This window comes from Pseudomonas sp. Y24-6 (genome assembly GCF_020295325.1).
In the GTDB taxonomy this organism is placed as follows: Bacteria; Pseudomonadota; Gammaproteobacteria; order Pseudomonadales; family Pseudomonadaceae; genus Aquipseudomonas; species Aquipseudomonas gregormendelii.
Window position 1 is genome coordinate 449,411 of record NZ_JACBXG010000004.1, and the last position, 23,944, is coordinate 473,354.

A 23,944-nucleotide genomic window follows, 5' to 3' on the forward strand; every position below is an offset into this window, starting at 1 on the left:
CTCATGACTATGCCAAAAGATCGCAGCCTGCGGCAGCTCCTGTACAGGGCATCGACTGTTGATTATGGGGCAAAGTTCGACACGCCATCGATACGCTTGCAGTCCTGGGCCAACCCCTTGAAGCTATACGTCTTCAGGAGAGCCCGATGAACCTTGTTGAACTGACCGAACGCCTGCACGCCATCCGCGATCGCAATGACTGGCGACAATTTCACAGCCCCAAAAACCTGGCCATGGCTGCCAGCGTGGAAATGTCCGAACTGGTGGAGATCTTCCAGTGGCTGACCGAAGACCAGTCGCGCCAGCTGCCGGCCGAAAAACTCGCCCATGCCGGTCAGGAAGTCGGCGACATTGTGCTTTATCTGCTGCTGTTGTGCAGCGAGTTGGGGTTGGACATGAATGAAGTGGTACGCAGCAAGCTGGCGGACAGCGAACGGCGGTTCAGCTGATGAGTGACCGTCATTTCGATCAGCTGGCGACGCGCTTCGCCGAAAAAATCTACGGTGGGGCCAAGGGCGCCATCCGTCTGGCCGTACTCCAGGCTGACCTGGCCGAAACCCTTCCGGACCGGCCTTTGCGCGTTCTGGACATCGGCGCGGGCCTGGGCCACATGTCGTTATGGCTGGCCCAGCGCGGGCATGACGTCACGCTTGCCGAACCTGCCGAACCGATGCTCGAAGGCGCTCGCCAGCGCTTCGCCGAGGCCGGGCAACACGCGACTTTCATCCAGGCACCCTGGCAGGAACTGCTCGGCCAGCTTACCGAACCCTACGACCTGGTGCTGTGTCACGCAGTGCTGGAATGGTTGGCCGAGCCCCACGCGATATTGCCGGTCTTGCATCAACTGACCCGGCAGGACGGCTGGTTGTCCCTGGCCTTCTACAACCGCGATGCGCTGATCTACCGCAACCTGCTCAAAGGCCACTTTCGCAAGATGCGCAAAAACGACATGGCGGGGGAAAAACAGAGCCTGACCCCACAACAGCCTCTGGACCCGCGTGAACTTGCGACGCAACTTGAGGGCCTGTGGCAGGTCGAAACCCAGAGCGGGGTACGGGTTTTCCACGACTACATGCCGGTGGAATTCCAGGCCCGCGCAGAACTGGTGGACCTGCTTGAAATGGAACTCGCACACCGCCGTCACCCAAGCTTTGCCGGGCTTGGGCGCTACTTGCACTGGATCTGCCGGCCGATCTGATCGGAGCATGAAATGAAAAGTCGTTCGGGTTTACTGATCATCTGCCTGGGATTGGCGGCCTGTCAGGGCAGCAACCCCTATGTCGCGACCTCCAGGCCGTTGCCGCCCGCGCCGCCTCAAGCCGCCACCACCTTCGACCGCAGCGCCTATCCGGCACCTGCGCGCGACTACGGCCGGTATCGCAGTTGGGCCTGGTTGAACGGACAATTGCCGCCGGGGACTGCCTGGGCGGATTCGGCGCAGGTCGCCGAAGCCGTGAGCAACGCCCTCGACCAGCGCGGCTTGCGACCCTTGCATGACAATCGCCCGGCCGACCTGTTCGTCAGCGCTGACCTGCGCCTGGAAACCCGCTTGCGTCAGGTGCGGGATGACTACTATGGCGGCGCCGGTTATTACGGCGGCGGTGGCGGTTATAACCGCTGCTGCGGCAGCGGCTATGGCATGTACAACACAGTGCCGATCGTGCGCACCTATCAGGAGCAGGTCGTGGTCGTGCGGGTCGACCTGTTCGATGCGCAAAGCGGCCAGCCGGTGTGGAGCGCCAGTGCCGAAACCAGCAACCAGGGCAAGCAGAGCGCCAGGACCGATGCGATCAGGGAGGCTGTGGAAAAAGCCATGTCGGCGTATCCTCCCGGTTAGCTACAGTAGACAAGACGCATTACGCAGGTTCATGCCTCACTCGGAGAATCATCATGTTCCGCCGTCTCGCTTTACTGGTCGTGGTCGCGCTGCTCGGCGCCTGCGCCTCGGACCAGGTCAACCATGACTTTGATGCCAGTCGTGACTTCGCCGCCTACCGCAGCTGGAGCTGGAAGGAGCCGGCCCTGCAATATCGCCCTGATGACCCGCGGATCAAGAGCGATCTGACCGAGCAGCGCATCCGCCAGGCGGTCACCGAACAGCTCGACCAGCGCGGCCTGCGCCCGGCTGCCGCCGGCACCAAGGGTGACCTGAGCGTACAGACCTACCTGATTGTCGAGCAGCGCCAGCAGCAGGTCACCACCAACTACGGCGGTGGTTGGGGCGGCCCGTGGAATGGTTACTGGGGCGGGCCGATTTACAACGAAACCCGCAACATCACCTACAAGGTCGCGACGGTTCAGATCGACCTGCTCGATGGCAAGGACGGCAAGCTGGTATGGCGCGGCAGCGACGAACAGATGCTCGCCCGCTCGCCGAACCCGGCTGATCGCAGCACCGCGATACGCGAGACGGTGGCGCGGATATTGGCAAATTACCCGCCTAGATAAAGACTTGATGCAGCACCGCAATCAACCGTAGGCACTGTCGAGTGCAACGAGGCTGCGATCTTTTGGCCTTGTATTGTTTAAAGGTGAGATCAAAAGATCGCAGCCTCGTTGCACTCGACAGCGCCTGCACACCGCTCATGTGCAGCTCTGAAAACCCTTGTCTACACTCTCCCATACCCATGGAGGTAACCTCGGCAGTACGCCGGCAAAGGAGTGCACAATGTCTCCCCGCTTGCAGTTTCACGGCCCCGCCCGGCAACGTGGCGCGATCGGTCTGTTAGCCGCGCTTACCCTCGGCCTGGCATTGATGTTCATGTTGCTGGTGCTCGACAGTGGCAGGCTCTACCTGGAGCAGCGCAAGCTGCAGCGAGTCGCCGATGTGGCGGCCCTTGAAGCCGTGACGCGCGACGGCGATTGCCTGGCCAATCTCACCGCTGCCAGGTACGCCACTCAAAGCGCCACCCGCAACGGCCTGACCGTCGCCGACGGCATTACCCTGAGCACCACCTGCGGAGTCTTGCAAACCGGCGCCGATAAGCTGCGCAGCTTTACGCCGGATGCCAGTAAAAAAGCAGCCATCCGCGTGATCGCCACCCGAGTGGTCCCCACCAGCATCGCCGCCGGCGTCGGAGCACTGTTCAGTCCCGGCCCGGCCAGCCTCAACACACGGCTCACCGCGACAGCAGTCGCTGCCCCGGCCGTACTGCCGCCCTTGGCGATGTTGACGATCGGCAGCACAGCGCTGGTGGTCGACTCCAGCAAGTCGGCTGCGTTGAACCTGTTGTTGGGGAAAATGCTCGGCGGCAGCCTTAATCTGAGCGCGGTGGGCTGGCAGGGCCTGGTCGATACCAACATCAATCTGCTGAGCTACCTGAATCAACTGGCCGTGGACGTCAACGTCAGTGCCGGCAACTACACCGAATTGCTCAACAAGAAAATCAAGCTGACCCAGTTGCTGGACACCGCGATCACCGTGCTCCAGGCCGGCGGCACAACGGCTAACGTGGCGGTCAGTGGCCTGACCGATCTCAAGGTGATAGCCGGCAGCACCGAGCTAGCATTAGGGCAACTGCTGCAGTTGCAGACCGGCACGCCTTCGTCGGCGCTCAATACCAATCTGCAAGTGTTCCAGCTGGTGGAAGCCTTTGTGCAGCTGGCCAACAGCCAGAACGGCATCGTGGTCGACCTACCACTGAATATTCCTGCATTGGTCAACGGCTCGGTACGGGTCAAGGTGATCGAGCCGCCGCAGCTGTCGGCGGTGGGTAATCCGGCGCTGGCCAAAGCCAACCCGATGGGGCCCGACCGTATTTTCGTGCGCACGGCGCAAGTGCGCACCGTGCTGTCGCTTAATCTGCCGCCGCTGTTGACGGGCGTGACCGGTCTGCCCGCTGCCATCTTGAATACGTCTTTGATCTCAGGCGTGACCGACGCCCTGAACAACGTGTTGCACCTCAACCTCGGCGGAGCGCTCCAGTCAGTCTTCTGTGTTCTGGGGGGCACCTGCCAGCGTACCAACTTGCTGATACTGCCCACCTCCAGGATTGATATCGCCCTGGAAGTCGGCAGTGCCAACAGCCATGTGACCGACTACACATGCGTCAGTGATGCCACCAAAACGCTGACGACCCAAACCAATACGGCCCTGGTGAAACTGAAGGTCGGCAAAATCGACACGGCCAACGCATTCTCGTCTTCGGCAGATGTAACGGTGCAGCCGTTGCCCCTGATCGACGTTGGCGCCATCACTTGCAAGATTCCCTTGCTGGGCTTGGGGCCAGAAACCTGCGATCTGTCGACACGCAAGCCGTTTTACGGCGGCGGCCTGGGGGTCAAGGTCGATTCGCCCGTCGCCAGCACCCAGAGCACGCACATTTACAACCAGCCTCCAGAGATCAAACAACCTCCGTTGTTCTACAGCCTGGGTACGCAGGGGGTTGTCGATAGCTTGAAAACCACCCTGGCGGGTGTTCAGGTGCAGGCCTACAAACCTGTGGCTCCAAATGTGCTGGGTGATTTACTGACAACTGTGACGGGGGCGCTGGACGCGGTTAACAACACGCTGGGCGTGGTCATTGATGGCCTGCTCAGCAATGTCCTCGACCCCATCCTCGACAACCTGCTCGCTGCCCTCGGCATCACGCTGAACAAAGTCGACGTCGGCGCCAACCTCAGTTGCAAGCCCCCGGGTCGCGCCGGGCTGGTGATTTAAGACAGGGGCGATATCGGCAATTCGATGCAGAAGCGCGCGCCGTGTGCCGAATTGCTCACACTGAGCCGTCCGCCCATGTTCTCGACAATGCCGTAACTCACGGACAACCCAAGGCCGGTGCCAACACCCACCGGCTTGGTGGTGAAAAAGGGTTCGAAGATCCGCTCCATCAGCCGCGGATCGATACCACCACCATTGTCCTCGACCCACAGGCGCACGTGTTGGGCATCCCGCTCGGCGTCCAGCGCGATCCACGGCTGGAAGGGGTGATCATCCTCACGTTTGGCCAGCAGGGCATCCCGGGCATTGACCATCAGGTTGATCAGCACCTGTTCCAGCTGATCGACATGACCGCGCACCTGCACGTCGAAGCCGGCCTCGCCGATTCGCAGCTCCAGCCCTTTGCCGCGCATGCCTTCGGCCAGCAACGCCAGGGTACCTTCAATGGCATGCAACGGATTGAATGGCTGCTGCTCGATCTCGGAACGGCGACCGAACACGCGCATGTGGTCCACCACCCGCGCTGCGCGCTGGACCTGAGCGTCGATGCGCTTGAGCTTTTCGGTCAGGTAATCGACCTGCACATCGCCGTTGCCCAGGCGCTTGAGCACATTGACGACGGCCATGCGCATCACATTCAGCGGCTGATTGATTTCATGGGCCAGGCCCGTGGCCATCTCGCCCAGGGTGGCCATTTTTGCGCTCTGGGTGAGTTGCTGCTGGGCGCGCCGCACCTCGGTGTTGTCGCGGCCCACGGCCTGGATTTCAAGAAGGCGCCCCTGATCATCGAACACTCCGCGATCCGACCAGACCCACCATGCATGCTCGCGTCCCGGCAGTTGCAGATTGATTTCCGCGGTACTCACCGCAAACTCGGGGGTCAGTTGGCCCAGGCGCGATACAAACGCCTTGCGCTGTTCCGGCGACATCCAGCTGCCGAGGTTTACACCGGGTAGCGCTTGCGGCTCGCATTCCAGGTAGGCCGCCAGTGGACGGTTGCCAAAGGTCAGTGTGAGGTCGGGCAGGTAACGGCAGATCATCGCCGGGGAGTCTTCCACCAGGAGGCGATAGCGTTCCTCGCTTTGTCGAACCTGCTCGGCAGCCTGGGTGGCTTCAGTGACATCCAGCCACAGGCCCACGGCCTCCACCGGCAGGCCGAGATCGTCGCGCAGCAGGCGGGCTTCATCGAGCAGCCAGTGGTAATCGCCACGACTGTCGCGCAGTCGATAGCGTGCCTGCACCGAACCCTGGCGCAGCAGCTGTCGGGTGCGTTCAAAGTACTGGTCGCGGTCATCCGGGTGTACCCGCTCGACCAGCATCGCGGGACTGCAGTCGGCGAGGGTGAAGCCCAGTAACGGCAGCAGGCTGTCACTGAAAAACGTCGGCAGCAGCGCGCCCTCGACGTAACGCTGAACATAGATCACTGCTGGTGAACTGGCGATCAGGTTGTCCAGCCGTGCATGCGCCGTTGCCGCGTGCTGCTGCTGGTTTTTGATGTCGCTGATGTCGAGCATGAAACCGATGATTCGCCGCTGTGTCCCCGCGCCGACGGCCTGGCCTTGCAGGCGATACCAGGTCGGCGATTGCGCGGCCTCGGCCTGCAGCACGCGGATGCACAGCAGCAGGGGTGCACTGTTGTCCTGCAGGTCGAGCAGGCGGGCATTGAGTTCTTCGCGATCGGCGGGGTGTACCCGTTCGAGCCAGTCGCGCACCGGTAAAACCCCCCGGTCCAGGCCCAGGTCGCTGGCCAGCGATGCGGCCAGTTGCAGCTCGTGGCGATCAGCGAAAAGCTCCCACCAGCCGGTGCCCAGCAAGGTTTGCAGGGCTTCCAGGCGCTCCAGGTGCAGATGGTGGCGCTGCTCGCGCAACCGCTCCAGCAAGGGCGCCGCCAGCGCGGCCATCAGCTGTAGCCAGTCGCGATGGCTCAAGTCGGGCGCGCGCTGTTGCACCGGGTAAAAACCGCACAACAACCAGGCCGCGACACCCTGGGCGTCCTGGTAAGGTACGGCGAAGCCTTCGGCATGGCCGAAAATATCCTGCAGGCGCGGATGCTCGCCGCTGATCAACGGCTGGGGGGCGCCGCCGTTCAAGGTGTCGAGGCCAGTGCCCAGGCGTTGACCCGCGTGCCATAACTGCGGTGCGTCAAAGGCATCGGCATGCTGATGCACCTGCCAGCCTTGTTCCTGCTCGTCGAGCAGCGCCACGGCAATGCAAGGGACATGCAAACGTTGGGCGAGGAGTTGCAGCTGTTCGCTCAGCACCTGGGGCAGGCGCGGCAGACTGCACAGGCGCAGTTGCTCGCTGAGCTGGGTTGCGAGCAGCTGACACTGCTCGCGGCTGCGTGCCTGTCGACGTTCGAGCAGCAGATCACCGATGTCCAGCAGCTGCAATAACCAGCCTTCGGCTTGAGGCTGCACCCAGCCGCGCAGGTGCACGGGCTGATCGCCCAGGCCCTGAAAGTCCAGGTCCAGGCTGTGCCCAAGCCAATCCCCGGGCGAACCTTCGATGGACAGGCAACTGTGGGGCATCAGGTAGTCGCGCAACGGTACCGGCTGGGCGCTCACGGCCTGACGGGCGAGTGCGTGCCTGAGCGGCCCCGCCAGTTGCATCACTCGAGATGCGGCATCCAGCTGGATGTGCAAACCGACTCCGGGCGCGCTCATGGCGTACTCGGTGTTGAGGGTTTTCGCCGGTGGCCGTTGCAGCAGGCGACCGAGCATTGTGTTGCCGGGACTCAAAACTGCAGGCTCGATTGGGCGCTGAGCGTGGTCGGCAGCTTGGGTATCGGGCCGACCCCGGGCAGCACCAGCGAAGGCAGCACGCTGTTCAACTTGCTGCTGGGATAGTCGATGCTCACCGTCAACACTCCGCCGGCATACACCGCCTTCGCGTGGGTGGCGACACTGAAATTCAACGCCGGCGGGATCCATGACAGGCGTTGAGTCAGGACGCTGGTCGCCAGTGTCTCGACGGTCTGTTTGTAATCGGCGGTGGTCGGGTCCACGGCCACGCTGCGCCTAACCGCTTCGGCGGTCGACTCGTTGAACGATTGCATCAGCAATAACGGCAGGCTGTAACTGAGCAGACCGTACAGCACCGCGAAAAAGATCACGAACACCAGCGCGAACTCAATCGCCACGGCACCTTTTTGCTTACGGGGGAGGGCGGTTTTCATGTGTGCGTCTACCCTGACAATCACAATGTAATATCAGCATAGAATCATTCAGCCAAAACGGACGGCTTTTACCTCATGCAGAGTTTTTTCCTGATCATCTGGCTGATGGTGTGTGCCGCGCAGGATGCACGAGAACGACACATTGCCAATGTCCTGACCTTGGGCGCTGGCGCGGTGGCGCTCGCCTGGTTGCTGTGGACCGGGAGCACCTGGCTGGGCGCCGAGGCCGTGGAGGGCGGCCTGGCATTCCTGCTGGCGCTGGCCTTCACGCTGCCGGGCTACTGGATGGGTCGGATGGGCGCCGGTGATGTGAAATTAGTGACAGCTTTGGCACTTGCGACGGACGGTATGCACGTTCTCGGCACGATCATCGGCGCGGGAATGGCCAGCGTGCTGTGGTTATTGATTTCGCCAAAACTCTGGCTGTATATGAGTCAATCACTTAGGGAGCAATTGCGCTACATGGGCCCGCAAATGTCAAAAAAACAACCATTTGCGCCGTTCGTACTGGCAGGCGCGGTGCTGACTTTGGCCTGGCTCCGCTAGTCGCCAGTTGTGTGTACAGAGTCGAAAAGTACGTCTATTTTCAAATCAGTCGTAGTTGTACAGCCCGTGGCTGTCAGTACAGGAATAGCCAGATTTTGGCGTTGGCATGGAGTAGCACGTGAACAAGCTCACCTCGGCAGTAAAAGTCCTTGTCGTTGATGATCAGCCGTTGATCGTGGAAGAACTTGGCGAGTTTCTCGAGAACAGTGGTTATCAGTGCGTACCCTGTGGGTCCAGTCAGGAAGCGATCGAGCGTTTTTCCGATGACGCCGATGTCGGCCTGGTGCTGTGTGACCTGCACATGCCCGGTATGGATGGCATTCAGCTGGTTCAGGAGTTGCAACGCTTGTCCGGCAAGCATCGGGTGTTCGAGGCCATCATGTTGACGGGGCGCGCGGACAAGCAGGACGTGATCAAGGCGTTGCGCGCAGGCTTTGCCGACTACTATCAGAAACCCATCGACCTGGATGAATTGCTGAACGGTTTGCGCCGCCAGGAAGTGGCGTTACAGGAGCGGCAAAAGAGTCTGCAGCTGGGGCATTTGAATCAGAAGCTGCAGTTCCTTTCCGAGTCCATCGATGATCTGTATCAGGACCTGGACAAGGTACGGCGCAGTCCGTCACCCCGTGGTGGAGCAGAGGCCTCGGACGATACTTTCATTGACCCGGACCGGCTGCAGATACCGTCGATTTTCAATCAGCTGTCCCCTCGGCAGCTGGACGTGGCACGGCTGGTGGGCAAGGGGCAGACCAACTATCAGATTGCCTGTGAGTTGGGGATTACCGAAAACACCGTGAAGCTGTATGTGTCGCAGGTCTTGCGTCTGACCCACATGCACAATCGCACGCAATTGGCACTGGCGTTGTCCCCGAACAACTCAGGTTTGCGCCAAAGAGTCACAGCCCACTGAGTGAAACAAATCCACCGTAGGAGCTGCCTTCGGCAGCGCCTACGCGGACGTGCATAAGGTATTCGAAGGCCTCTCAATTCCCTTCCAGCGAACCGCCCTCATCCTGCTCATAAAACTCCGGTATCGGGTACTCAAAACTTTTCAGGAACCGCGTCATGGCCCGTTCCCGCTCGGCCGCCGTGGCCGTTTGCGGGATGTTGGACGCCGCCTGGTTTCGGCTCTGCAAAACCAGCCAGCCTTCGGTTTCCTGCTGTTGTGGTGACGAGGGGCCGGCGTCGAGGGCCAAGGCTGGCAGGCTCAGCAGGGGCAGGTAGCACAGGATGGTCAGTTTCATGGTGTTCTCCTCTACTTCAACGCATCAGTGACAACCGCCACCTGGCCGCTGGTGGACGGCCGTGGCGGGGTGGGGGCCTTGAGTGATTCGGCGCGGGCCTTGGCGTCGCCGAATTGTTCCGGGCTCAAGCCAGCGCGGCTGACGAGTTCACCAGCCTGTTGCCAGTTGTCCTGATAGATCAACAATGCCACCAGGTTCACCGCCGCCAGTTGATCGCTCTGCTTGAGCTCGATTGCGGTCAGGAACTCGAAGCGTGCGTCGTCCAGGCGCAGCTGGTTCATGTAGACCACGCCCAGGTCATTGCGGATTCTTTCGTCAGTCGGCGCCAGTCGTGCGGCCCGCTGCAGATGCGCCTGGGCCTGGCCGTTGTCACCCCGACCTGCGGCGAGTTGGCCGAGACCGTGTTCGGCTTCGGCGGCGCGGCAGCTGCCCAGCAGGCTACGGTACAAGGGTTCGGCGTCGCTGCGCCCCAGCAGGCGATAGACCCGGGCCTTGCGCAGGCGTACATCCGCCAGGTTGTCCGGCAGGCTCTGCAGGTTGGCGAGGCTGGCGTGCAGCTTGCCGTCCTTGGCCATGTCATCGGCCAGGTTCAGCGCCAGCTCCTGATCGGCGCTGGGTTTGGCGCAACTGGCGGAGGTCGTCAGGGCGGACCAGGGCGCTTGGCCGTTGGTGGCGCATCCGCTCAACATCAGCAGGCTCATCACCGCTATCAGTGCTTTCATAAGTAACCTCTTCAAGAGCCTGAATCAGGACGAGAACGCCCGGGCAATCGCGGTAAACCCAGGCCCGGCCAACACGATCAACAGCGCAGGAAACAGAAACAGCATCATCACCACCGACATCTTCGCCGACATCTTCGAGATGTATTCCTGCAAGTTGGTCAGGCGCCGGTCGTCGAGCAGCTGCTTGAGCGCCAGCAGCGACTTCATCGCACCGCCGCCCTGCTGGATCAGTTGCTGCAAGATCACGCAGGTGTCGGTGAACTCGTCGATCGCCAGCACATTGGCCGCCTTGTTCAGCTCCTGTCCCAGCTCCAGGCCGGAGTCGACCCGGGCCAGAATCAGACTCAGCTCCTGGGTGGTCTGCGGCAACAGCCGCTGGGCTTCGACGCTTAAAACCCGCAGGGCCTGCTCAACGGCCATCCCCGACTCGAACAGAATGCGCAGCAAGGGAATAAGCGTGGAGATTTCTACAGCGATCTGTTTTTGCCGGCGCTTGGCCGCGTAGGCCAGCAGGCGCTTGGGCAGCAGGTAGCCAATGGCCAAGGCAAAGAATGGCGCTATCCAGTGGTTGCTGGCCTGTGGATAGAACAGCGTTTGCAGCACGATCACCAGGCCCACTACCACGAACGGCGTGCCGATTTGCAGCGCGGCAAACATCGAGCGCTGGCGGGCGCGGCGCCATCCCACGCGGTTGAGCAACACCTGGGTTTCGTTGTCGAGACTGACGCTGCGTTGCCCCACCTTGCTGTCGCCTACGGCGCGCAGCCAGGTGCCCAGGCGGTTGTCCCGCACCATCTGCCCCTGCAGGCGCTGGCTGACCTGGCGTTCACGGCGGTGGCGCTCGAGCAGGCTGGCGAACATCAATAACACGGCGCCCAGCAGCAACAACGAGCTGACAATCATCGCGACGGCCATTTCACACGCTCCGCAACATGCGCCACAGCGCCAGGCAACCGGTGACTTGCAGGCACACGGCGATGATCAGCATCTGCCGTCCACCCTCGTCGTTCCACATCCCCAGCATGTAGCCGGGATTACTCATCATGAAATAGCTCACCAGGATCAGCGGCAGCGAACCCAGGACCCAGGCGGTCATGCGGGTTTCACCCGTCAGTGCACGCAACTGGCGAGCCCCCTGGTCGCGCTCGCGAATCAGTTTGATCAGGTTCTCCAGCAGCTCGCTGGCGTTGCCGCCATAGCGGTGATTGACCTTCAGGCCCAGGGCGAACATGCGCAGTTCGTCCTGCTCATACAGCTCGGCAAAGTCATTCACGGCGTCGGGCAGGTTTACGCCCAACTGAACGTTGCGTTGAACCCTGCCCATGGCGGTTTTTAATGGATCCTCGCTGGCGTCGATCGCGCCCATCACCGCGTCCGCCAGGGTACGACCGGACTTCAGGCTGCGTACCGTGTGGTCCAGCATCTGGGGTAACTGCTCGACGATCCGGTGGATCCGCCGGCGGTAGCGCCAGGACACATACACCCGCAGCGCCAACGGTGGCACCACCAGCAACAGCAGGAAACCGGCCCAGCTGGCGACGGCAGAACCCATCAGCATCGACACCACCCACAGCGCCAGCCAGATACCCAGGCGGTCCGTGGGGCGCCCCAGGCCTGCGCGCAGGAATGCCCGCTCCAGGCCCGTCCAGCGAGTTTTTTCCGGTAGCCCTTCCGGCTGCCCCTGGCCGAGGCGTTCCAGGATCCTTTCGCTGCCGGATTTGCGCACGCCCTGGTAGAACAGGCGTACGGAAAAGGTCAGCAGCAACAGGCACACCAGGCACAGCAACAGAGGTCCGATCATGTGCGCCTCGCGGTCAGTGAAGGTCGCCGAACGACTCGCGGCGCAGCTTGTCGCCGGCGGGGTTGACCGCCTCGCGCAGAAAGCCGAAACCGGTGCGTCGATCAAGCCGGAACAGGGTATTGGTGACGTACACGTCGTCGCGGATCCCCACCACTTCCACGACTTCGCTGACGCAGCGGCGTCCGTCGGGCATGCGCGTCAACTGGATCACCACATCCAGCGCGGCGCAGATCATCTGCCGCAAGGTACGCTCGGCGATGCTGCGGCCGGTCAGGCCCACCAGGGTCTCCAGGCGCAGCAACGCATCCTGCGCGTTGTTGGCGTGCACGGTACTCATCGAGCCATCGTGACCGGTATTCATGGCAGTGAGTACGTCGACCACTTCGACGCCACGGATCTCGCCGAGGATGATCCGGTCGGGACGCATCCGCAGGGCGTTGCGGATCAGGTCGCTGGCCTTCACTTCGCCGTGGCCTTCGGCATTCGGCGGGCGGGTTTCCAGGCGCACCACGTGCGGGTGGCCCAGTTGCAGTTCGGCGACGTCTTCGATAGTCACCAGGCGTTCGTGAGGGTTAATCAGCTGACTGAGAATATTCAGCAAGGTGGTCTTGCCCGTGCCGGTGCCGCCGCTGATCAGGATGTTGCAGCGCTTGCCGACAGCCTCCTGGATGAAATCGAAGATCGCCTGGTCAATGGTTTGCATCGCCATCAAGTCCGAACTCTTGAGCATGTCCTTGCGAAATTTACGAATCGACAGGCACGGGCCATCGAGGGCGATTGGCGGGATGATCGCGTTGACCCGGCTGCCATCGGGCAGGCGCGCATCGACCATTGGCGAGGACTCGTCGAGCCTGCGCCCGAGGGGCGCGAGAATACGCTGCATCACGCGTTCGACATGGTGAGCATCAATGAAACGCAAGTCGCTCTGATGCAGCACGCCATCGCGTTCGATAAATACCCGGTGCGGGCCGTTGACCAGGATCTCGGTCACCGCCGGGTCGCGCAGCAGCACTTCGAGGGGGCCGAAGCCGGTGAGTTCGTCGACGATCTCTTCGGCCAGGCGCTCCATTTCATAACGGGAGATTGCCAGGTGCAGGCGGGCGATGTACTCGGCGATCTTGTCGATGACAAACTGCGACAGCACCTGCCGGGTACCCTCCAGCAGGTTTTTTCCGGACTCTTCGATGGCGTCGATGATGTAGCGGTGCAATACCAGTTTGAGGCCTTCATGATCGGTGTTGCCGACCGCGCCACGGGTTGGCGCGCCGAACAGCTTTTCACTGTTCATTGCGCACCCCGCAGGCGGTCGAACCAACCGGCCTTGGGTTTGACGATGCCTTCGGAGCGTTTCGCCAGGCGTTCGCCGAGGGTGCGCAGGCCCTGGGTCAAGGTTTCCCGCGGGGCGAGTTCGAACAGCGACACGCCCTGGTTCTTGGCGTTGAGTCGCACCTGCGGGCTGTTGGCGAGCGTCGCGATGACCTCCATGCCGAAGCTTTTACCCAAGGTCTCGGCGTCGGGTGTGACGTCGCGCAGGTAGCGGTCCACCAGCAGCCGGGAGTGCTCCAGCTTCATGCCTTTTTCGCGCCAGAAATTGAGGATCGCCAGGTTGCGCCGGCAGTCGAGCACGTTCTGGTCGGTGTACCACAGCAACTTGTCGCAGTGGCTGACAAAGGTTCGCAGCGCCTCGCTGTCCTGCTGCCCGGTGAGGTTCACCACAATGTGCTGGAAGTGATGACGCAGCGCGCTGAGCAGCATGTACAGCTCGGCCGCACTGGTGTGTTCCAGTGGTTCATCGGTACTGGCATAGGCGAGGATCCGCAAGCCGCCCTCGCAGCGACTGAACGCGCTGTCGATCAACGTGGCGTCCAGGCGTCGCAAGTGCCGCAGGGCATCACCGAAGTGAAACGAGCTCTCCAGGCCCAGCAAGGCCAGGCTGTCACCCCGGGGCAATCCGAGGTCCAGCAACAGGGTTTGTTGCCCGCTCTTCTGCACCACTTGCGCGAGATGGGTGGACAGCAAGGCGCCATCGGCATTGCTCTGCACGCTGTACAGCACCGTAAGGCCGCCCAGGTGATTGTTGGGCGTCACAGGGGGCAGGCGCTTGCTCAGGCGCCGCACCAGGCCTGCGACCTCACTGGAGCGCGAGCCGTACGCGACGAAATCCCGGGCCCCTGCGCGCATGGCGTTGAGCACCAGTTGATTGTCCATGCCATCGCCCAGCGCGACGATCGCCAGCATCGGCTTGGCTTCCAGGGCACCTTCGATCAGCGCGCTCTGGGCCACCACGTGGTCGCGGTCCAGGCCGATGAACACCAGGCTGGCGAACGTCACATCCACCAGTGCCAGCAGTTCGTCAAGGCTGCCGCCACCGGCGCTGACCACCTGGCCCAAGGGTGCCAGGGCGCCCTGCAGCCACTCCAGGTCAGTGTCGTTGCGCGTAATCGCGAGAAAGGTCTGGCTCAGGCTCTGGCTCATTGCGATAACCCGCTGCGTTTATCGAAGTTGCCGTTTTCAAGGAAGTACATGCGGTAGAAATTCGGATCGTAGTTGCGCAACTTTTCCCCGGGCAACGAGGGCAATTGCGCGTTCGCCGCCAGTGGCTGCACCAGGTGCGGGGTGACGATCATCAGCAGCTCGCGTTCTTCGCGATTGATGTTCTGGTCGCGGAAAAACGCACCCAGGATGGGGATGTCGCCAAGCCCCGGAAACTTGTTCACCTGGGAGCTGTTGCGGGTGCTGATCAGGCCGCTGATGACAAAACTTTCGCCATCGGCCAAAGAAATGCTGGTGTCGGTGCGGCGCACCGTCAGCGCCGGGACTACGGTGCCTGCGATGTTGACGCCGTTGCTGTAGTCCAGCTCGCTGACTTCCGGCGCAACTTTCAGGGCGATGCGATTGCTGCCGATGATGGTCGGGGTCAGCGTCAGGCGGATGCCGAATTCCTTGTACTCGATCGAGACGTTGTCACTGCCGGAGCTGGGCACCGGGATGGGGATTTCGCCGCCGGCCAGGAAACTCGCGCTTTGCCCGCTCAGCGCCACCAGGCTGGGACGTGCCAGGGTATAGGCGAAACCGCTGCCTTCCAGGGCGTTGATCATCACCATGGTCTTGCCGCCAATCCACGAAATATTGAACTGATCGTTATTCACCGGCAGTCGCGGCTGCACCACGCCGTCGATGGTCGGCAGGGTGCGGGGCGCGCCAAACAGGAAGTTGCCACGGGTACCGAAAACCGAGGTCGAGGCCTCCTTCAGTTTGGATCGGCTGACTTCGACGAAGCGGATGTCGGTCTGCACCTGGGAAGGCAGCAGCGGCTCCTCGGACGACAGGGCGACGCCGGTCAGTGCGGCGGTGGCCTTGCCCTGGACGAACACCATGGTCTGGCGCGGTGTGGTCGAGCACGCTGTCCAGACCATCAGGCTGGTCGCGCCGGGTGCCATCCCCGTGAGCAGGAAGCCGCTGGCGCCGGTGGTGCGAACGTCGGCGATCTTCGGGTCGCCGACGGCCAGGCGCGTGATCGCAACCGGAGATTGCAGCTCCTGCTGCAAGCCTTCGCCGACTTCCAGAACGCTGGGTAGCGGGCTCAAGGCCGTGCAATTGCTGGAGGCGGCAAGGCTGGTGTCAGCTGCGATCAACACCAGGAAAGCGAACAGCGGGCAAAGTATCGGCATGGAACGACTGGGCATAGCACTGCATCCTTGCTCGATCAGGGAGTTTGTTGGGTGATCTGGTTACCACGAATGACTTCCACCCCAGGCCGTGCGACGGCAGTGCGTACGGGGCTGCTGACGGGTGTTTTCGGCGCGCCGCCCAGGGCCAGTTGGGTGAACTGGAACAGGCCGCTGTTGGCCGCATCGAGATTGCCGGGCGCGTCGCTTTCGCCAGCCCAGTAGCGGGCCAGGCGCTGCTCCTCGGCGCTGCGTACCGCCAGGCGTAGGGTGCCCACCTGAGTCGCCAGCATCAGCCGGCCGAGCAACGGCGCCGGCACGGCCAGCAGTACGGTGCGGGCGGCGATGCGGCGCTGATCCTGCTTGATCTTTTCTTCGGCGTTCAGGGGCGGGGTGGCAGGCTTGCCGTCGTTGGTCAGGCCGAGCTGGTCGCCGACCCCGAGCACGCGCATGGCCGGGATGACGATCTGTGCCGACTGTTGCCGGTTGCTCTCGTCCTGGCGCAAGTACAGCAGCACATCAACATAGTCACCCGGTGTCAGTTGCCCTGCGGCACCGATCACTTCATCGACGGCGACGGCGAGTGCGCGCTCGTCACTGCGAATCATGCGTGCCACGGCACCACCGCTTTCAAAGCTGTCCTCACTCAGCCAGGTGCCGGCGGTGAGTGTGCGCCACGGCGTACGCCCGACCGCCTGGTCGATGTTGCCCAGGCTACCGGCCGGTGCGCTGCGCAGTTTTTCCACGGCGAGGTCGGCAGCGGTCAATGGCGTGAATGGCGCCACATCGCGTACCACCACGACCACCGACTGGCGGGTCTGGTCTTCGGCAGAGGCGACGGTTTTTTCGATGGCGGCAACGGCGGTGGGAGTCTCGACCGGTTGGGCAGCAGGCGCGCGACTGAGCATCAAACCCCAGTAGCCGGCGACCACTGCGCCCACTAGCAACATCCCTGCAAGACCCATGGTGACGCGACTGTTCATGACGGGCTCTCCTTTTCCTGCTGCAAGACTTGGCCCATATCCAGACGGGGTAAATGCGTGCTTAAGCAGCTATGAACATTCAACGATTTCGCTATTTGACGGTAGCGCAGGTAAAGCGAAATGCCATTAACCACAATGAAAATAGCTGTCAAAAATTTAAGAAGTGGCCGAGATGGCAGGTTTTTTTTGGGTGCATTAGAAAGTACTAATACTTTGTAATTAAACCGTTCTTACAGTTGCCGCAGGGCGGTTTGTTGACAATGCTCTGGTGGCACGGAGCAATCATGTCTCGGTCCGTGATACCGGTGCCCTGGGGCCCAAGGAGTTGTCAGATGTTTCTTAAACTGTATGTGAAAGCTCGCGTGTTTTTTGAAAGCACTGAAGGGGCTTCGGCGATCGAATATGCGATTGTGGCGGCGATGGTGGCGGCTGTGGTTGTGGCGTTTATTTCGCCCATCAGCACAGAGGTTAAAGAAATCTTTGAAGGTCTGAAGACTGCACTTGTCGATAGAGATAAGGTTGTTCCATAGCCTGCCATTGCCTGGTTTATAGGCTACTGTCTTTCAACCTGGTTCATCGGTTTCGGAACGCCACATGACAGTACCTTCACCCCCACGCCAGCAGTTGCTCTTGGTCGACGACGAAGAAGACGCGCTGCTGGAACTTGCCGAACTGCTGGAGGGCGAGGGCTTTTGTTGCTTCACGGCAACGTCGGTCAAACTCGCCCTGCATCACCTTACCCGGCATCCCGATATCGCCTTGGTAATCACCGATCTGCGCATGCCGGAGGAGAGCGGCATGTCGCTGATCAAGCGGTTGCGCGAGCACACCTCGCGTCAGCATCTGCCGGTGATCGTCACGTCCGGGCACGCGGACATGGAGGACGTCAGCGACATGCTGCGCCTGCAAGTGCTCGACCTGTTTCGCAAGCCGATCTATCACGTGCGATTGCTGGAAACGCTGAACAACCTGTTCCCGCAGCCCCTGGCCCAAGTGACCTCCGGCTGAACAAACCCGGTCCTGCCGATTCATGCCACCAGCACCCGATCCCGTAGGAGCTGCCGCAGGCTGCGATCTTTTGATCTTGATCTGCAGATGATCTTGATTCCTGCAGATCGCCAAGATCAAAAGATCGCAGCCTTCGGCAGCTCCTACCGGGGGATCGTTTGGCTTCTACGTCGGCGTGTCGATTTGATCCAGTACGCGGTTCGCTGTGATCTCCGCCAGCATGATGGTGTTCGAAATACCCAGCAGCGCATTGCGCGACTCGCCGTCCAGGTGATCCACCAGGTGATGGACCATCACATCAACCGAGGCCAGGGTCTCCACCAGATACGTCACCAGGGTTTCAGTTGAGGCGCCAGGGTCCACGCTGAACAGGCTGCAGGGCGTGCGTGGGGCGCATTTGATGTCGGCGAGGGATGGGGAGTCGAGGGTGCCTTCGGATTCGGCGGGGGTGTTTGATTCGGGGGGATTGGGGCTGTGATTGATCATTGTGAAACTCCATTCGAGGACAAGGAGTTCGCCACGACTGCGACCAAGCAGGTGGGTGGCAAACCGTACGCAGGTTGGTCGACCAGGGAATGGAACCCGGCAGGGCCGAAGCCCTCCCACGCACAGCTCGCCATGAAGCAAGCACTAAAAGTGCGCCATTCTAAACCCGGGCGACCAAACCCGTTCGCTGAATTTGCAGCGACACCCAAAGCGTACATTCCCCGCTTCCGAAACAACAACCGACACAACGTGTAGGAATTTTCCCCAGCCCACTCTGGGTATGCAGGACGTGCACTTATTTCCTCAGCGGCACCTCGGTCAACTGTAGGAGCGAGCTTGCTCGCGATGGTCGTGAACGATAACGCTGACAGCCTGACATGCCCGCGGCGTTCCCGTGTTCATCGCGAGCAAGCTCGCTCCTACAGTGGGTCCGGGATACAACCTGTTGGAATTGTCCCCAACCCACTCTGAGATGCAGGACGTGCACTCATCTCCTCAGCCCACCTCGGTCAACTGTAGGAGCGAGCTTGCTCGCGATGGTCGTGAACGATAACGCTGACAGCCTGACATGCCCGCGGCGTTCCCGTGTTCATCGCGAGCAAGCTCGCTCCTACAGTGGGTCCGGGATACAACCTGTTGGAATTGTCCCCAACCCACTCTGAGATGCAGGACGTGCACTCATCTCCTCAGCCCACCTCGGTCAACTGTAGGAGCGAGCTTGCTCGCGATGGTCGTGAACGATAACGCTGACAGCCTGACATGCCCGCGGCGTTCCCGTGTTCATCGCGAGCAAGCTCGCTCCTACAGTGGGTCCGGGATACAACCTGTTGGAATTGTCCCCAACCCACTCTGAGATGCAGGACGTGCACTCATCTCCTCAGCCCACCTCGGTCAACTGTAGGAGCGAGCTTGCTCGCGATGGTCGTGAACGATAACGCTGACAGCCTGACATGCCCGCGGCGTTCCCGTGTTCATCGCGAGCAAGCTCGCTCCTACAGTGGGTCCGGGATACAACCTGTTGGAATTGTCCCCAACCCACTCTGAGATGCAGGACGTGCACTCATCTCCTCAGCCCACCTCGGTCAACTGTAGGAGCGAGCTTGCTCGCGATGGTCGTGAACGATAACGCTGACAGCCTGACATGCCCGCGGCGTTCCCGGGTTCATCGCGAGCAAGCTCGCTCCTACAGTGGGTCCGGGATACAACCTGTTGGAATTGTCCCCAACCCACTCTGAGATGCAGGACGTGCACTCATCTCCTCAGCCCACCTCGGTCAACTGTAGGAGCGAGCTTGCTCGCGATGGTCGTGAACGATAACGCTGACAACCTGACATGCCTGCGGCGTTCCCGGGCTCATCGCGAGCAAGCTCGCTCCTACAGTGGGTCCGGGATACAACCTGTTGGAATGATCCCCAACCCACTCTGAGATGCAGGACGTGCACTCATCTCCTCAGCCCACCTCGGTCAACTGTAGGAGCGAGCTTGCTCGCGATGGTCGTGAACGATAACGCTGGCAGCCTGACATGCCCGCGGCGTTCCCGGGCTCATCGCGAGCGAGCTCGCTCCTACAGTGGGTTCGTATAGGCCACCGTCCTTCTGGCAATCGTTCACCGTCGCCATCACCAGCAAACCGGTCCATGACTCAAAGCTGGTAACTGAAACTGATGCTGTAGCGCGGCTTGCGGTTGAAGGTATCCAGTGCTTGCTCGGACATCGGCTTGGCGGCTTCCAGGGCGATGTTGTAGTACTTGGCATCGCCAAACCGCAACCCGATGGCGCCCGAGGACAGATTGTTGCCCTGCACCGGCAGCTTGTTGAACCAGGTCTTCGAGCGATCCAGGACGACGTAGGGTTGCAGGATTTTTACCCAGCGCCAGTCGCGGTTGAAGCTGTAGTTGACCTCGTACGCCACGCCCCAACCCTTGTCGCCCGATGCCTGATCGTCGGGGTAGCCGCGGCCGAAATTCTGCCCGCCGAATACCGCGCGTTCGCTGTCGGGCAGGGTGTCGTCACTCCAGTAGAGCGCGGCAGAAAGCACCCCCTGCCAATTGTCGAAAAACCGGTCGCTCTGCACCCCGGATAAACGCAGGCGGAAGAAGTCCAGGTCGAGGTCGGTGTTGTTGGTGTCGGCCCCCATGCCATCGATGCCCTGATAAACCCCGCCACTGAGGATCCGCAATTGCTTGGCATCGGCCTTGCGCCAATCGCCTTCAAAAGCGAGGGCGCGTACGTCGCTGTTGATGTCGACGCTCAGTGGAAACCCGACCACCTTGTAGCGGGTCTTGTCATTGACCGCGTACACCCTTGAGCTGACGCTGAGCTGTTCATTGGGTGACGCAATAAGTGGGTGGCTCAAGCCGATGGAGTAACGGTCATTCTCCCGGTGTGGCTCGAGCTCCAGGCCATTATCGGTCAGCACGTTGGTGCCCGGATCGGCGCGGTAGCGCGAGGCGGAGAGCGCCAGCTGCGTGCCCTCGGCATCCAGAAACTGGTTGTAGTCCAGGCGATAATACTGCTCGTGATCTTCCCCTGGTGGAAACAGGCCGCTGAGGCTCAGTTGCTCGCCCATGAACGTCTGGGAGTTGCTGCTGAGGCCGAGCAGGGCCTGGGTGCCGTTGCGGCTGCTTTCCGTAGCGCTCAGGGTGCTGGTGAAGGGTTTGCGACTCGCCTGTGCGACCAGGTAGGCCGCACCGTCCGTAGTGCCCGGTGGCGGCACCTGCGCCTGCAAGGTCACCCCGGGGATTCGACTCATGAGCGTGGTGTAGCGCTCGAAGGTCTTGCGCGTCAGCGGGCGTTCGGCCTGCAGCTTGGCCACCAGCTTGTCGAGCAGGCCCTTGACCCGTCCGACGTCGCCCTGCAGCTGGTAATCCTTGATATAGCCTTCCACCAATACCACCCGCGCCACGCCATCGTCGAATGTCTGTTGCGGCAGGAAGGCATAGGACAGCAGGTAACCGTCCTGCTGGTAGCGGCGGGTAATGCTGCGGGTTGCTTCGATCAGGTCGGCGAGGCTGGTTTCCTGGCCGATCAGGGGCTGGTAGAGCGTGGCCAGTTCGCTGAGAGGGTAGACGGTTCCGCCTTCGATCTGCACGGTTCTGAGCTTGATTCGGGTGTTCATCATCAGCGGCTGGGCCTGGGTGGCGCCGGGTTCCGGCACCGAGAGCGGCGCAGTGCTGGGTCGGTAGGCATCGGCGGGCAGGTTGGGGGCCGGCAGGTTGCGCGTGGTTTCGTTGCTGTTGAGGAAGCTGGGAAGGGTGTCGGCAAGGGCGCAGGTACTGACGGTCAAAGCTAGCAAGGATGCCAAGAGGCGCATAGGACACTCCATGTTCAAGTTACAACTTCGCCTGGATCATCATGTTCCAAAGAAAAAGCGGAAGACTCTTTCGAATCTTCCGCCTTCAACCAAGCGTAGGCGCTGTAGATAAGGCCGTCGAATCGGCCAGGTGCAAAAACTATCGGTTCTTGCCGCTCAACTTGCCGGTGAGGCCGCCCAGCAAGCCACCCAGACCACCGGTGGCACCGCCCTCGCCAGGCGCGCCGTTCACCACGCCGCCAACGGCACCGACGGTGCTGCCCACCGTGGTGACCGTGTTGCCGACCGCCGCCACGACCGGGTTTGGCGTGCTGGTGGCGATCGCTGTACCCAGATTGCTGACCGCACCACCCACTTGATTGGTCAGGCCGTTGACGGGTGCCCCAAGGCCTGTCGCTGCGCCGACGTTCTGGGTCAGGCCAGTGACGGCGGTAGTGACCGGATTCAGGCCAGCGCCAACCGCGGTGCCAAGGTTCGCCAAGGGCGCGGTAGCAGCCGTATTGGCGACGCCGGAGCCGCCCAGTACGGTGTTAACCGACGCAACCAGATTGCCCGCTGCCCCGGCCGTTACACCGCCTGCACTGACCACGCCACTGGTGCTGCCAGCGTTGAGCCCGCTGCCAACATTGACCACCGCGCCGCCGACGGTCTGCAACAGACCTGTGCCGCCCAAGGCGCCACCCAGACCTCCACCCAGGCCGCCACCCGCGCCTGAACCCGTGCCATTGGATACCAGCCCGCCGGCTTTGCCGACCGCCGTGCCGGTGTTGCTGAGTGCGCCGCCGACGGTGTTGGTCAGGGCATTGCCGTTACCGGCCAAGGTAACTTTGTCGCCCACGCCATTCACGGTGTTGCCGACTTTGTTCACCAGGCCCTTGAGTGGATCACCGAGCCCGGTGGCGTCGCCAATCTTGTCCGTGGTGGTCTCGACCATGGCAATCACCGGAACGAGTTTGCTGCCGACTTCCTTGGTCACGGTCCCCAAGGGGCCGGTGGTGGTGGCAGTGCTCAGGGTATCGCCGAGCATGGTGACTTTTTCGCCAACGCCGTCCAGTACGGGGGCGACTTTGGTCACGACCCCGCCCACCACAGGAATGCTGCTGGTGGCCGTGGCGAGTTTGCCGCTGACGTCTGAGACGCCATTGCCGACATCCTGCACCACGCCGCCCACCGATGCCGCCGTGACGCCCAGCCCATTGGGGTCGGTGTCCAGCTTGCCGATGCCGTTGGCGACGCCATCACCCAGGGTGCTGACGACATTGCCGGTGGTGTTGACTGCACTTTGCACCACACCGCCGACCACGGGCACGGTGCCCAGGCTGTCGCCGACCTGGCCGACGCCATCGCCTACGCCACTGACGGTTTTGCCGACGTCCTGGACCAGGGTGGTGGTCACCAGCGGAGTGACGCCCGGGTTGGTTGGATTGGTGGGGTCAGTCGGATCTGTGGGGTTGGTCGGGTTGGTCGGGTCAGTGGTGCCGCCGCCAGTGCCACCGGTACCGCCTGTGCCTCCGGTGCCACCGGTGCCCGCAGTGTTGTCGCCACCGGTGCCGCCAGTTCCCCCCGTTCCGCCAGTGCCTGCGGTGCCGTCACCTGCGCCACCGGTTCCACCTGCGCCTGTTCCGCCCGAGTCCCCGGAACCGCCTGTTCCCGCGTCTGCAGTGCTGTCGGGGGATGAGCTGTCGGAGCTGCTGTGATGACCGCCGCCGCCACTGCTGCAGCCGGTCAGTCCGAGGGACAGGGCGAGCGCCATGGCGATTGCTGATTTGCACCAAACTTGGGTCTTCATGAGTGGTATTCCTTGCACCTGTTACAACGTTCGCTGTCTTCGATGGCTTGCCGGTTTCTGTTGCCGGCAATGCCTTCGTCCGTTGTAGACATGACAGTCGCAAGGGGGCGCCAACACCATTCTCCAGTTGGTATTAACGCCTTGTGTAAGGGGGCTGATAGATAAAAGAGTTATGTTCTAAATCAATGACTTACTAGAGTTCGGATGGGTTCATGAACTTTGGATATATATACAATTTGAATCACTGCGCGCGAGCAAAGCTTGCTCCGGGCGGCGTTCCGACAATGGCCATCTCCAACGCGCCTCAAGCAATCGGCGCCCAATGCCCCACCATATGCTCCAGGTCACCCGCCCCCAGCAGTTGAAAGTCCCCGCTCGATCCTGCCGCACTGGCCATCAGCGTCACTTCACTGGGCAATCGCACAGGCTTCAGGAATTGCACGGCAATGTCCACATTGGCCGCGGGCAAATGATCGGCGAGCGCCGCCAGGGTCCTGGCCTTGTTCCACAACCCATGGGCGATCGCAGTGGGGAAGCCGAACAGCTTGG

The 23,944-nt window shown here is 61.7% G+C and carries 22 protein-coding genes and 1 pseudogene; 9 read left to right on the plus strand and 14 right to left on the minus strand.

Features of this window, described 5'->3' with window-relative positions; translation table 11 throughout:
• Nucleotides 1–146: 146 nt before the first annotated feature.
• The 5 genes from HYI44_RS10795 to HYI44_RS10815 all read left to right on the plus strand — a co-directional run bounded on the left by HYI44_RS10795 (nt 147) and on the right by HYI44_RS10815 (nt 4,660).
• Nucleotides 147–449, plus strand: a complete 303-nt coding sequence (locus tag HYI44_RS10795) for a MazG-like family protein (RefSeq protein ID WP_045060320.1) — start codon at nt 147–149, stop codon at nt 447–449.
• Complete coding sequence (locus HYI44_RS10800; protein ID WP_122841626.1) at nt 449–1,198, plus strand: methyltransferase domain-containing protein; 750 nt, start codon at nt 449–451, stop codon at nt 1,196–1,198. The genes HYI44_RS10795 and HYI44_RS10800 overlap by 1 nt, the downstream gene beginning before the upstream one ends.
• Nucleotides 1,199–1,210: 12 nt before the next feature.
• The gene (locus HYI44_RS10805) at nt 1,211–1,837 is read left to right on the plus strand and encodes a DUF4136 domain-containing protein (RefSeq protein ID WP_225569386.1); all 627 of its coding nucleotides are present in this window, start codon (nt 1,211–1,213) and stop codon (nt 1,835–1,837) included.
• A 53-nt stretch (nt 1,838–1,890) separates the two neighbouring features.
• Nucleotides 1,891–2,448 (plus strand): DUF4136 domain-containing protein, encoded by a 558-nt coding sequence (locus HYI44_RS10810; protein ID WP_225569387.1) that lies wholly within the window; start codon nt 1,891–1,893, stop codon nt 2,446–2,448.
• 220 nt (nt 2,449–2,668) lie between these two features.
• Nucleotides 2,669–4,660, plus strand: a complete 1,992-nt coding sequence (locus tag HYI44_RS10815) for a pilus assembly protein TadG-related protein (protein ID WP_225569388.1) — start codon at nt 2,669–2,671, stop codon at nt 4,658–4,660.
• Here HYI44_RS10815 and HYI44_RS10820 read toward each other — a convergent pair.
• Both HYI44_RS10820 and HYI44_RS10825 read right to left on the minus strand, forming a co-directional pair.
• Nucleotides 4,657–7,380 (minus strand): ATP-binding protein, encoded by a 2,724-nt coding sequence (locus HYI44_RS10820; RefSeq protein ID WP_412548478.1) that lies wholly within the window; start codon nt 7,378–7,380, stop codon nt 4,657–4,659. The two genes, HYI44_RS10815 and HYI44_RS10820, sit on opposite strands and share 4 nt — an antisense overlap.
• A 14-nt stretch (nt 7,381–7,394) precedes the next feature.
• On the minus strand, nt 7,395–7,835 hold the full coding sequence (locus HYI44_RS10825; RefSeq protein WP_225569390.1) for a TadE/TadG family type IV pilus assembly protein: 441 nt from the start codon (nt 7,833–7,835) through the stop codon (nt 7,395–7,397).
• Nucleotides 7,836–7,910: 75 nt separating this feature from the next.
• Here HYI44_RS10825 and HYI44_RS10830 point away from each other — a divergent pair, with 75 nt between their 5' ends.
• Together HYI44_RS10830 and HYI44_RS10835 are read left to right on the plus strand one after the other, a co-directional pair.
• Nucleotides 7,911–8,381: a prepilin peptidase gene (locus HYI44_RS10830; RefSeq protein ID WP_225569391.1), complete on the plus strand. Its 471-nt coding sequence runs from the start codon at nt 7,911–7,913 to the stop codon at nt 8,379–8,381.
• Nucleotides 8,382–8,499: 118 nt separating this feature from the next.
• Nucleotides 8,500–9,291 carry a response regulator gene (locus HYI44_RS10835; RefSeq protein ID WP_225569392.1) on the plus strand — a complete coding sequence of 264 codons (792 nt, stop codon included), beginning with the start codon at nt 8,500–8,502 and terminating at the stop codon, nt 9,289–9,291.
• A gap of 73 nt (nt 9,292–9,364) precedes the next feature.
• On the opposite strand, the gene HYI44_RS10840 is transcribed toward HYI44_RS10835, so the two are convergent.
• Genes HYI44_RS10840 through cpaB form a run of 8 tightly spaced genes read right to left on the minus strand, consistent with a single transcriptional unit; the run spans nt 9,365 to nt 16,799 of the window.
• The gene (locus HYI44_RS10840; protein ID WP_225569393.1) at nt 9,365–9,625 is read right to left on the minus strand and encodes a DUF3613 domain-containing protein; all 261 of its coding nucleotides are present in this window, start codon (nt 9,623–9,625) and stop codon (nt 9,365–9,367) included.
• Nucleotides 9,626–9,636: 11 nt separating this feature from the next.
• On the minus strand, nt 9,637–10,347 hold the full coding sequence (locus HYI44_RS10845) for a tetratricopeptide repeat protein (RefSeq protein WP_225569394.1): 711 nt from the start codon (nt 10,345–10,347) through the stop codon (nt 9,637–9,639).
• A gap of 24 nt (nt 10,348–10,371) precedes the next feature.
• Nucleotides 10,372–11,262 (minus strand): type II secretion system F family protein, encoded by an 891-nt coding sequence (locus HYI44_RS10850; protein ID WP_225569395.1) that lies wholly within the window; start codon nt 11,260–11,262, stop codon nt 10,372–10,374.
• 1 nt (nt 11,263) lies between these two features.
• Nucleotides 11,264–12,148, minus strand: coding sequence for a type II secretion system F family protein (locus HYI44_RS10855; RefSeq protein ID WP_225569396.1), 885 nt, complete (start codon nt 12,146–12,148; stop codon nt 11,264–11,266).
• Nucleotides 12,149–12,161: 13 nt separating this feature from the next.
• Nucleotides 12,162–13,436 (minus strand): CpaF family protein, encoded by a 1,275-nt coding sequence (locus tag HYI44_RS10860; protein ID WP_122841638.1) that lies wholly within the window; start codon nt 13,434–13,436, stop codon nt 12,162–12,164.
• Nucleotides 13,433–14,623 carry an AAA family ATPase gene (locus tag HYI44_RS10865; protein WP_122841639.1) on the minus strand — a complete coding sequence of 397 codons (1,191 nt, stop codon included), beginning with the start codon at nt 14,621–14,623 and terminating at the stop codon, nt 13,433–13,435. The genes HYI44_RS10860 and HYI44_RS10865 overlap by 4 nt, the downstream gene beginning before the upstream one ends.
• Entirely contained in the window at nt 14,620–15,819 is a 1,200-nt protein-coding gene (locus tag HYI44_RS10870; RefSeq protein WP_412548482.1) for a type II and III secretion system protein family protein, read from the minus strand. The genes HYI44_RS10865 and HYI44_RS10870 overlap by 4 nt, the downstream gene beginning before the upstream one ends.
• A 35-nt stretch (nt 15,820–15,854) precedes the next feature.
• The gene (gene cpaB, locus HYI44_RS10875; protein ID WP_225569398.1) at nt 15,855–16,799 is read right to left on the minus strand and encodes a Flp pilus assembly protein CpaB; all 945 of its coding nucleotides are present in this window, start codon (nt 16,797–16,799) and stop codon (nt 15,855–15,857) included.
• A gap of 332 nt (nt 16,800–17,131) precedes the next feature.
• On the opposite strand from cpaB, the gene HYI44_RS10880 reads away from it, so the two are divergent.
• Both HYI44_RS10880 and HYI44_RS10885 read left to right on the plus strand, forming a co-directional pair.
• On the plus strand, nt 17,132–17,329 hold the full coding sequence (locus tag HYI44_RS10880) for a Flp family type IVb pilin (RefSeq protein ID WP_225569399.1): 198 nt from the start codon (nt 17,132–17,134) through the stop codon (nt 17,327–17,329).
• 64 nt (nt 17,330–17,393) lie between these two features.
• Nucleotides 17,394–17,807: a response regulator gene (locus HYI44_RS10885; protein WP_225569400.1), complete on the plus strand. Its 414-nt coding sequence runs from the start codon at nt 17,394–17,396 to the stop codon at nt 17,805–17,807.
• A gap of 165 nt (nt 17,808–17,972) precedes the next feature.
• Here HYI44_RS10885 and HYI44_RS10890 read toward each other — a convergent pair whose 3' ends face one another.
• The 4 genes and pseudogenes from HYI44_RS10890 to HYI44_RS10905 form a co-directional block, all read right to left on the minus strand.
• Entirely contained in the window at nt 17,973–18,293 is a 321-nt protein-coding gene (locus HYI44_RS10890; protein ID WP_225569401.1) for a DUF6124 family protein, read from the minus strand.
• 1,642 nt (nt 18,294–19,935) lie between these two features.
• A complete protein-coding gene (locus HYI44_RS10895; RefSeq protein WP_225569402.1) occupies nt 19,936–21,606 on the minus strand; it encodes a ShlB/FhaC/HecB family hemolysin secretion/activation protein in 1,671 nt (556 codons plus the stop codon).
• A gap of 139 nt (nt 21,607–21,745) precedes the next feature.
• Entirely contained in the window at nt 21,746–23,395 is a 1,650-nt protein-coding gene (locus tag HYI44_RS10900) for a collagen-like triple helix repeat-containing protein (RefSeq protein ID WP_225569403.1), read from the minus strand.
• A 304-nt stretch (nt 23,396–23,699) separates the two neighbouring features.
• Nucleotides 23,700–23,944: pseudogene (locus tag HYI44_RS10905) on the minus strand (MaoC/PaaZ C-terminal domain-containing protein); the annotation flags it as partial.

Bases quoted from the DNA above. Each gene is read 5' to 3' on its own strand.
- HYI44_RS10815 (WP_225569388.1), top strand. From the start codon at position 2,669: ATGTCTCCCCGCTTGCAGTTTCACGGCCCCGCCCGGCAACGTGGCGCG.
- HYI44_RS10810 (WP_225569387.1), top strand. From the start codon at position 1,891: ATGTTCCGCCGTCTCGCTTTACTGGTCGTGGTCGCGCTGCTCGGCGCC.
- cpaB (WP_225569398.1), bottom strand. From the start codon at position 16,799: ATGAACAGTCGCGTCACCATGGGTCTTGCAGGGATGTTGCTAGTGGGC.
- HYI44_RS10890 (WP_225569401.1), bottom strand. From the start codon at position 18,293: ATGATCAATCACAGCCCCAATCCCCCCGAATCAAACACCCCCGCCGAA.
- HYI44_RS10870 (WP_412548482.1), bottom strand. From the start codon at position 15,819: ATGCCGATACTTTGCCCGCTGTTCGCTTTCCTGGTGTTGATCGCAGCT.
- HYI44_RS10840 (WP_225569393.1), bottom strand. From the start codon at position 9,625: ATGAAACTGACCATCCTGTGCTACCTGCCCCTGCTGAGCCTGCCAGCC.
- HYI44_RS10880 (WP_225569399.1), top strand. From the start codon at position 17,132: ATGTTTCTTAAACTGTATGTGAAAGCTCGCGTGTTTTTTGAAAGCACT.
- HYI44_RS10865 (WP_122841639.1), bottom strand. From the start codon at position 14,623: ATGAGCCAGAGCCTGAGCCAGACCTTTCTCGCGATTACGCGCAACGAC.
- HYI44_RS10795 (WP_045060320.1), top strand. From the start codon at position 147: ATGAACCTTGTTGAACTGACCGAACGCCTGCACGCCATCCGCGATCGC.
- HYI44_RS10845 (WP_225569394.1), bottom strand. From the start codon at position 10,347: ATGAAAGCACTGATAGCGGTGATGAGCCTGCTGATGTTGAGCGGATGC.
- HYI44_RS10885 (WP_225569400.1), top strand. From the start codon at position 17,394: ATGACAGTACCTTCACCCCCACGCCAGCAGTTGCTCTTGGTCGACGAC.
- HYI44_RS10830 (WP_225569391.1), top strand. From the start codon at position 7,911: ATGCAGAGTTTTTTCCTGATCATCTGGCTGATGGTGTGTGCCGCGCAG.
- HYI44_RS10895 (WP_225569402.1), bottom strand. From the start codon at position 21,606: ATGCGCCTCTTGGCATCCTTGCTAGCTTTGACCGTCAGTACCTGCGCC.
- HYI44_RS10800 (WP_122841626.1), top strand. From the start codon at position 449: ATGAGTGACCGTCATTTCGATCAGCTGGCGACGCGCTTCGCCGAAAAA.
- HYI44_RS10805 (WP_225569386.1), top strand. From the start codon at position 1,211: ATGAAAAGTCGTTCGGGTTTACTGATCATCTGCCTGGGATTGGCGGCC.
- HYI44_RS10820 (WP_412548478.1), bottom strand. From the start codon at position 7,380: ATGCTCGGTCGCCTGCTGCAACGGCCACCGGCGAAAACCCTCAACACC.
- HYI44_RS10850 (WP_225569395.1), bottom strand. From the start codon at position 11,262: ATGGCCGTCGCGATGATTGTCAGCTCGTTGTTGCTGCTGGGCGCCGTG.
- HYI44_RS10900 (WP_225569403.1), bottom strand. From the start codon at position 23,395: ATGAAGACCCAAGTTTGGTGCAAATCAGCAATCGCCATGGCGCTCGCC.
- HYI44_RS10860 (WP_122841638.1), bottom strand. From the start codon at position 13,436: ATGAACAGTGAAAAGCTGTTCGGCGCGCCAACCCGTGGCGCGGTCGGC.
- HYI44_RS10825 (WP_225569390.1), bottom strand. From the start codon at position 7,835: ATGAAAACCGCCCTCCCCCGTAAGCAAAAAGGTGCCGTGGCGATTGAG.
- HYI44_RS10855 (WP_225569396.1), bottom strand. From the start codon at position 12,148: ATGATCGGACCTCTGTTGCTGTGCCTGGTGTGCCTGTTGCTGCTGACC.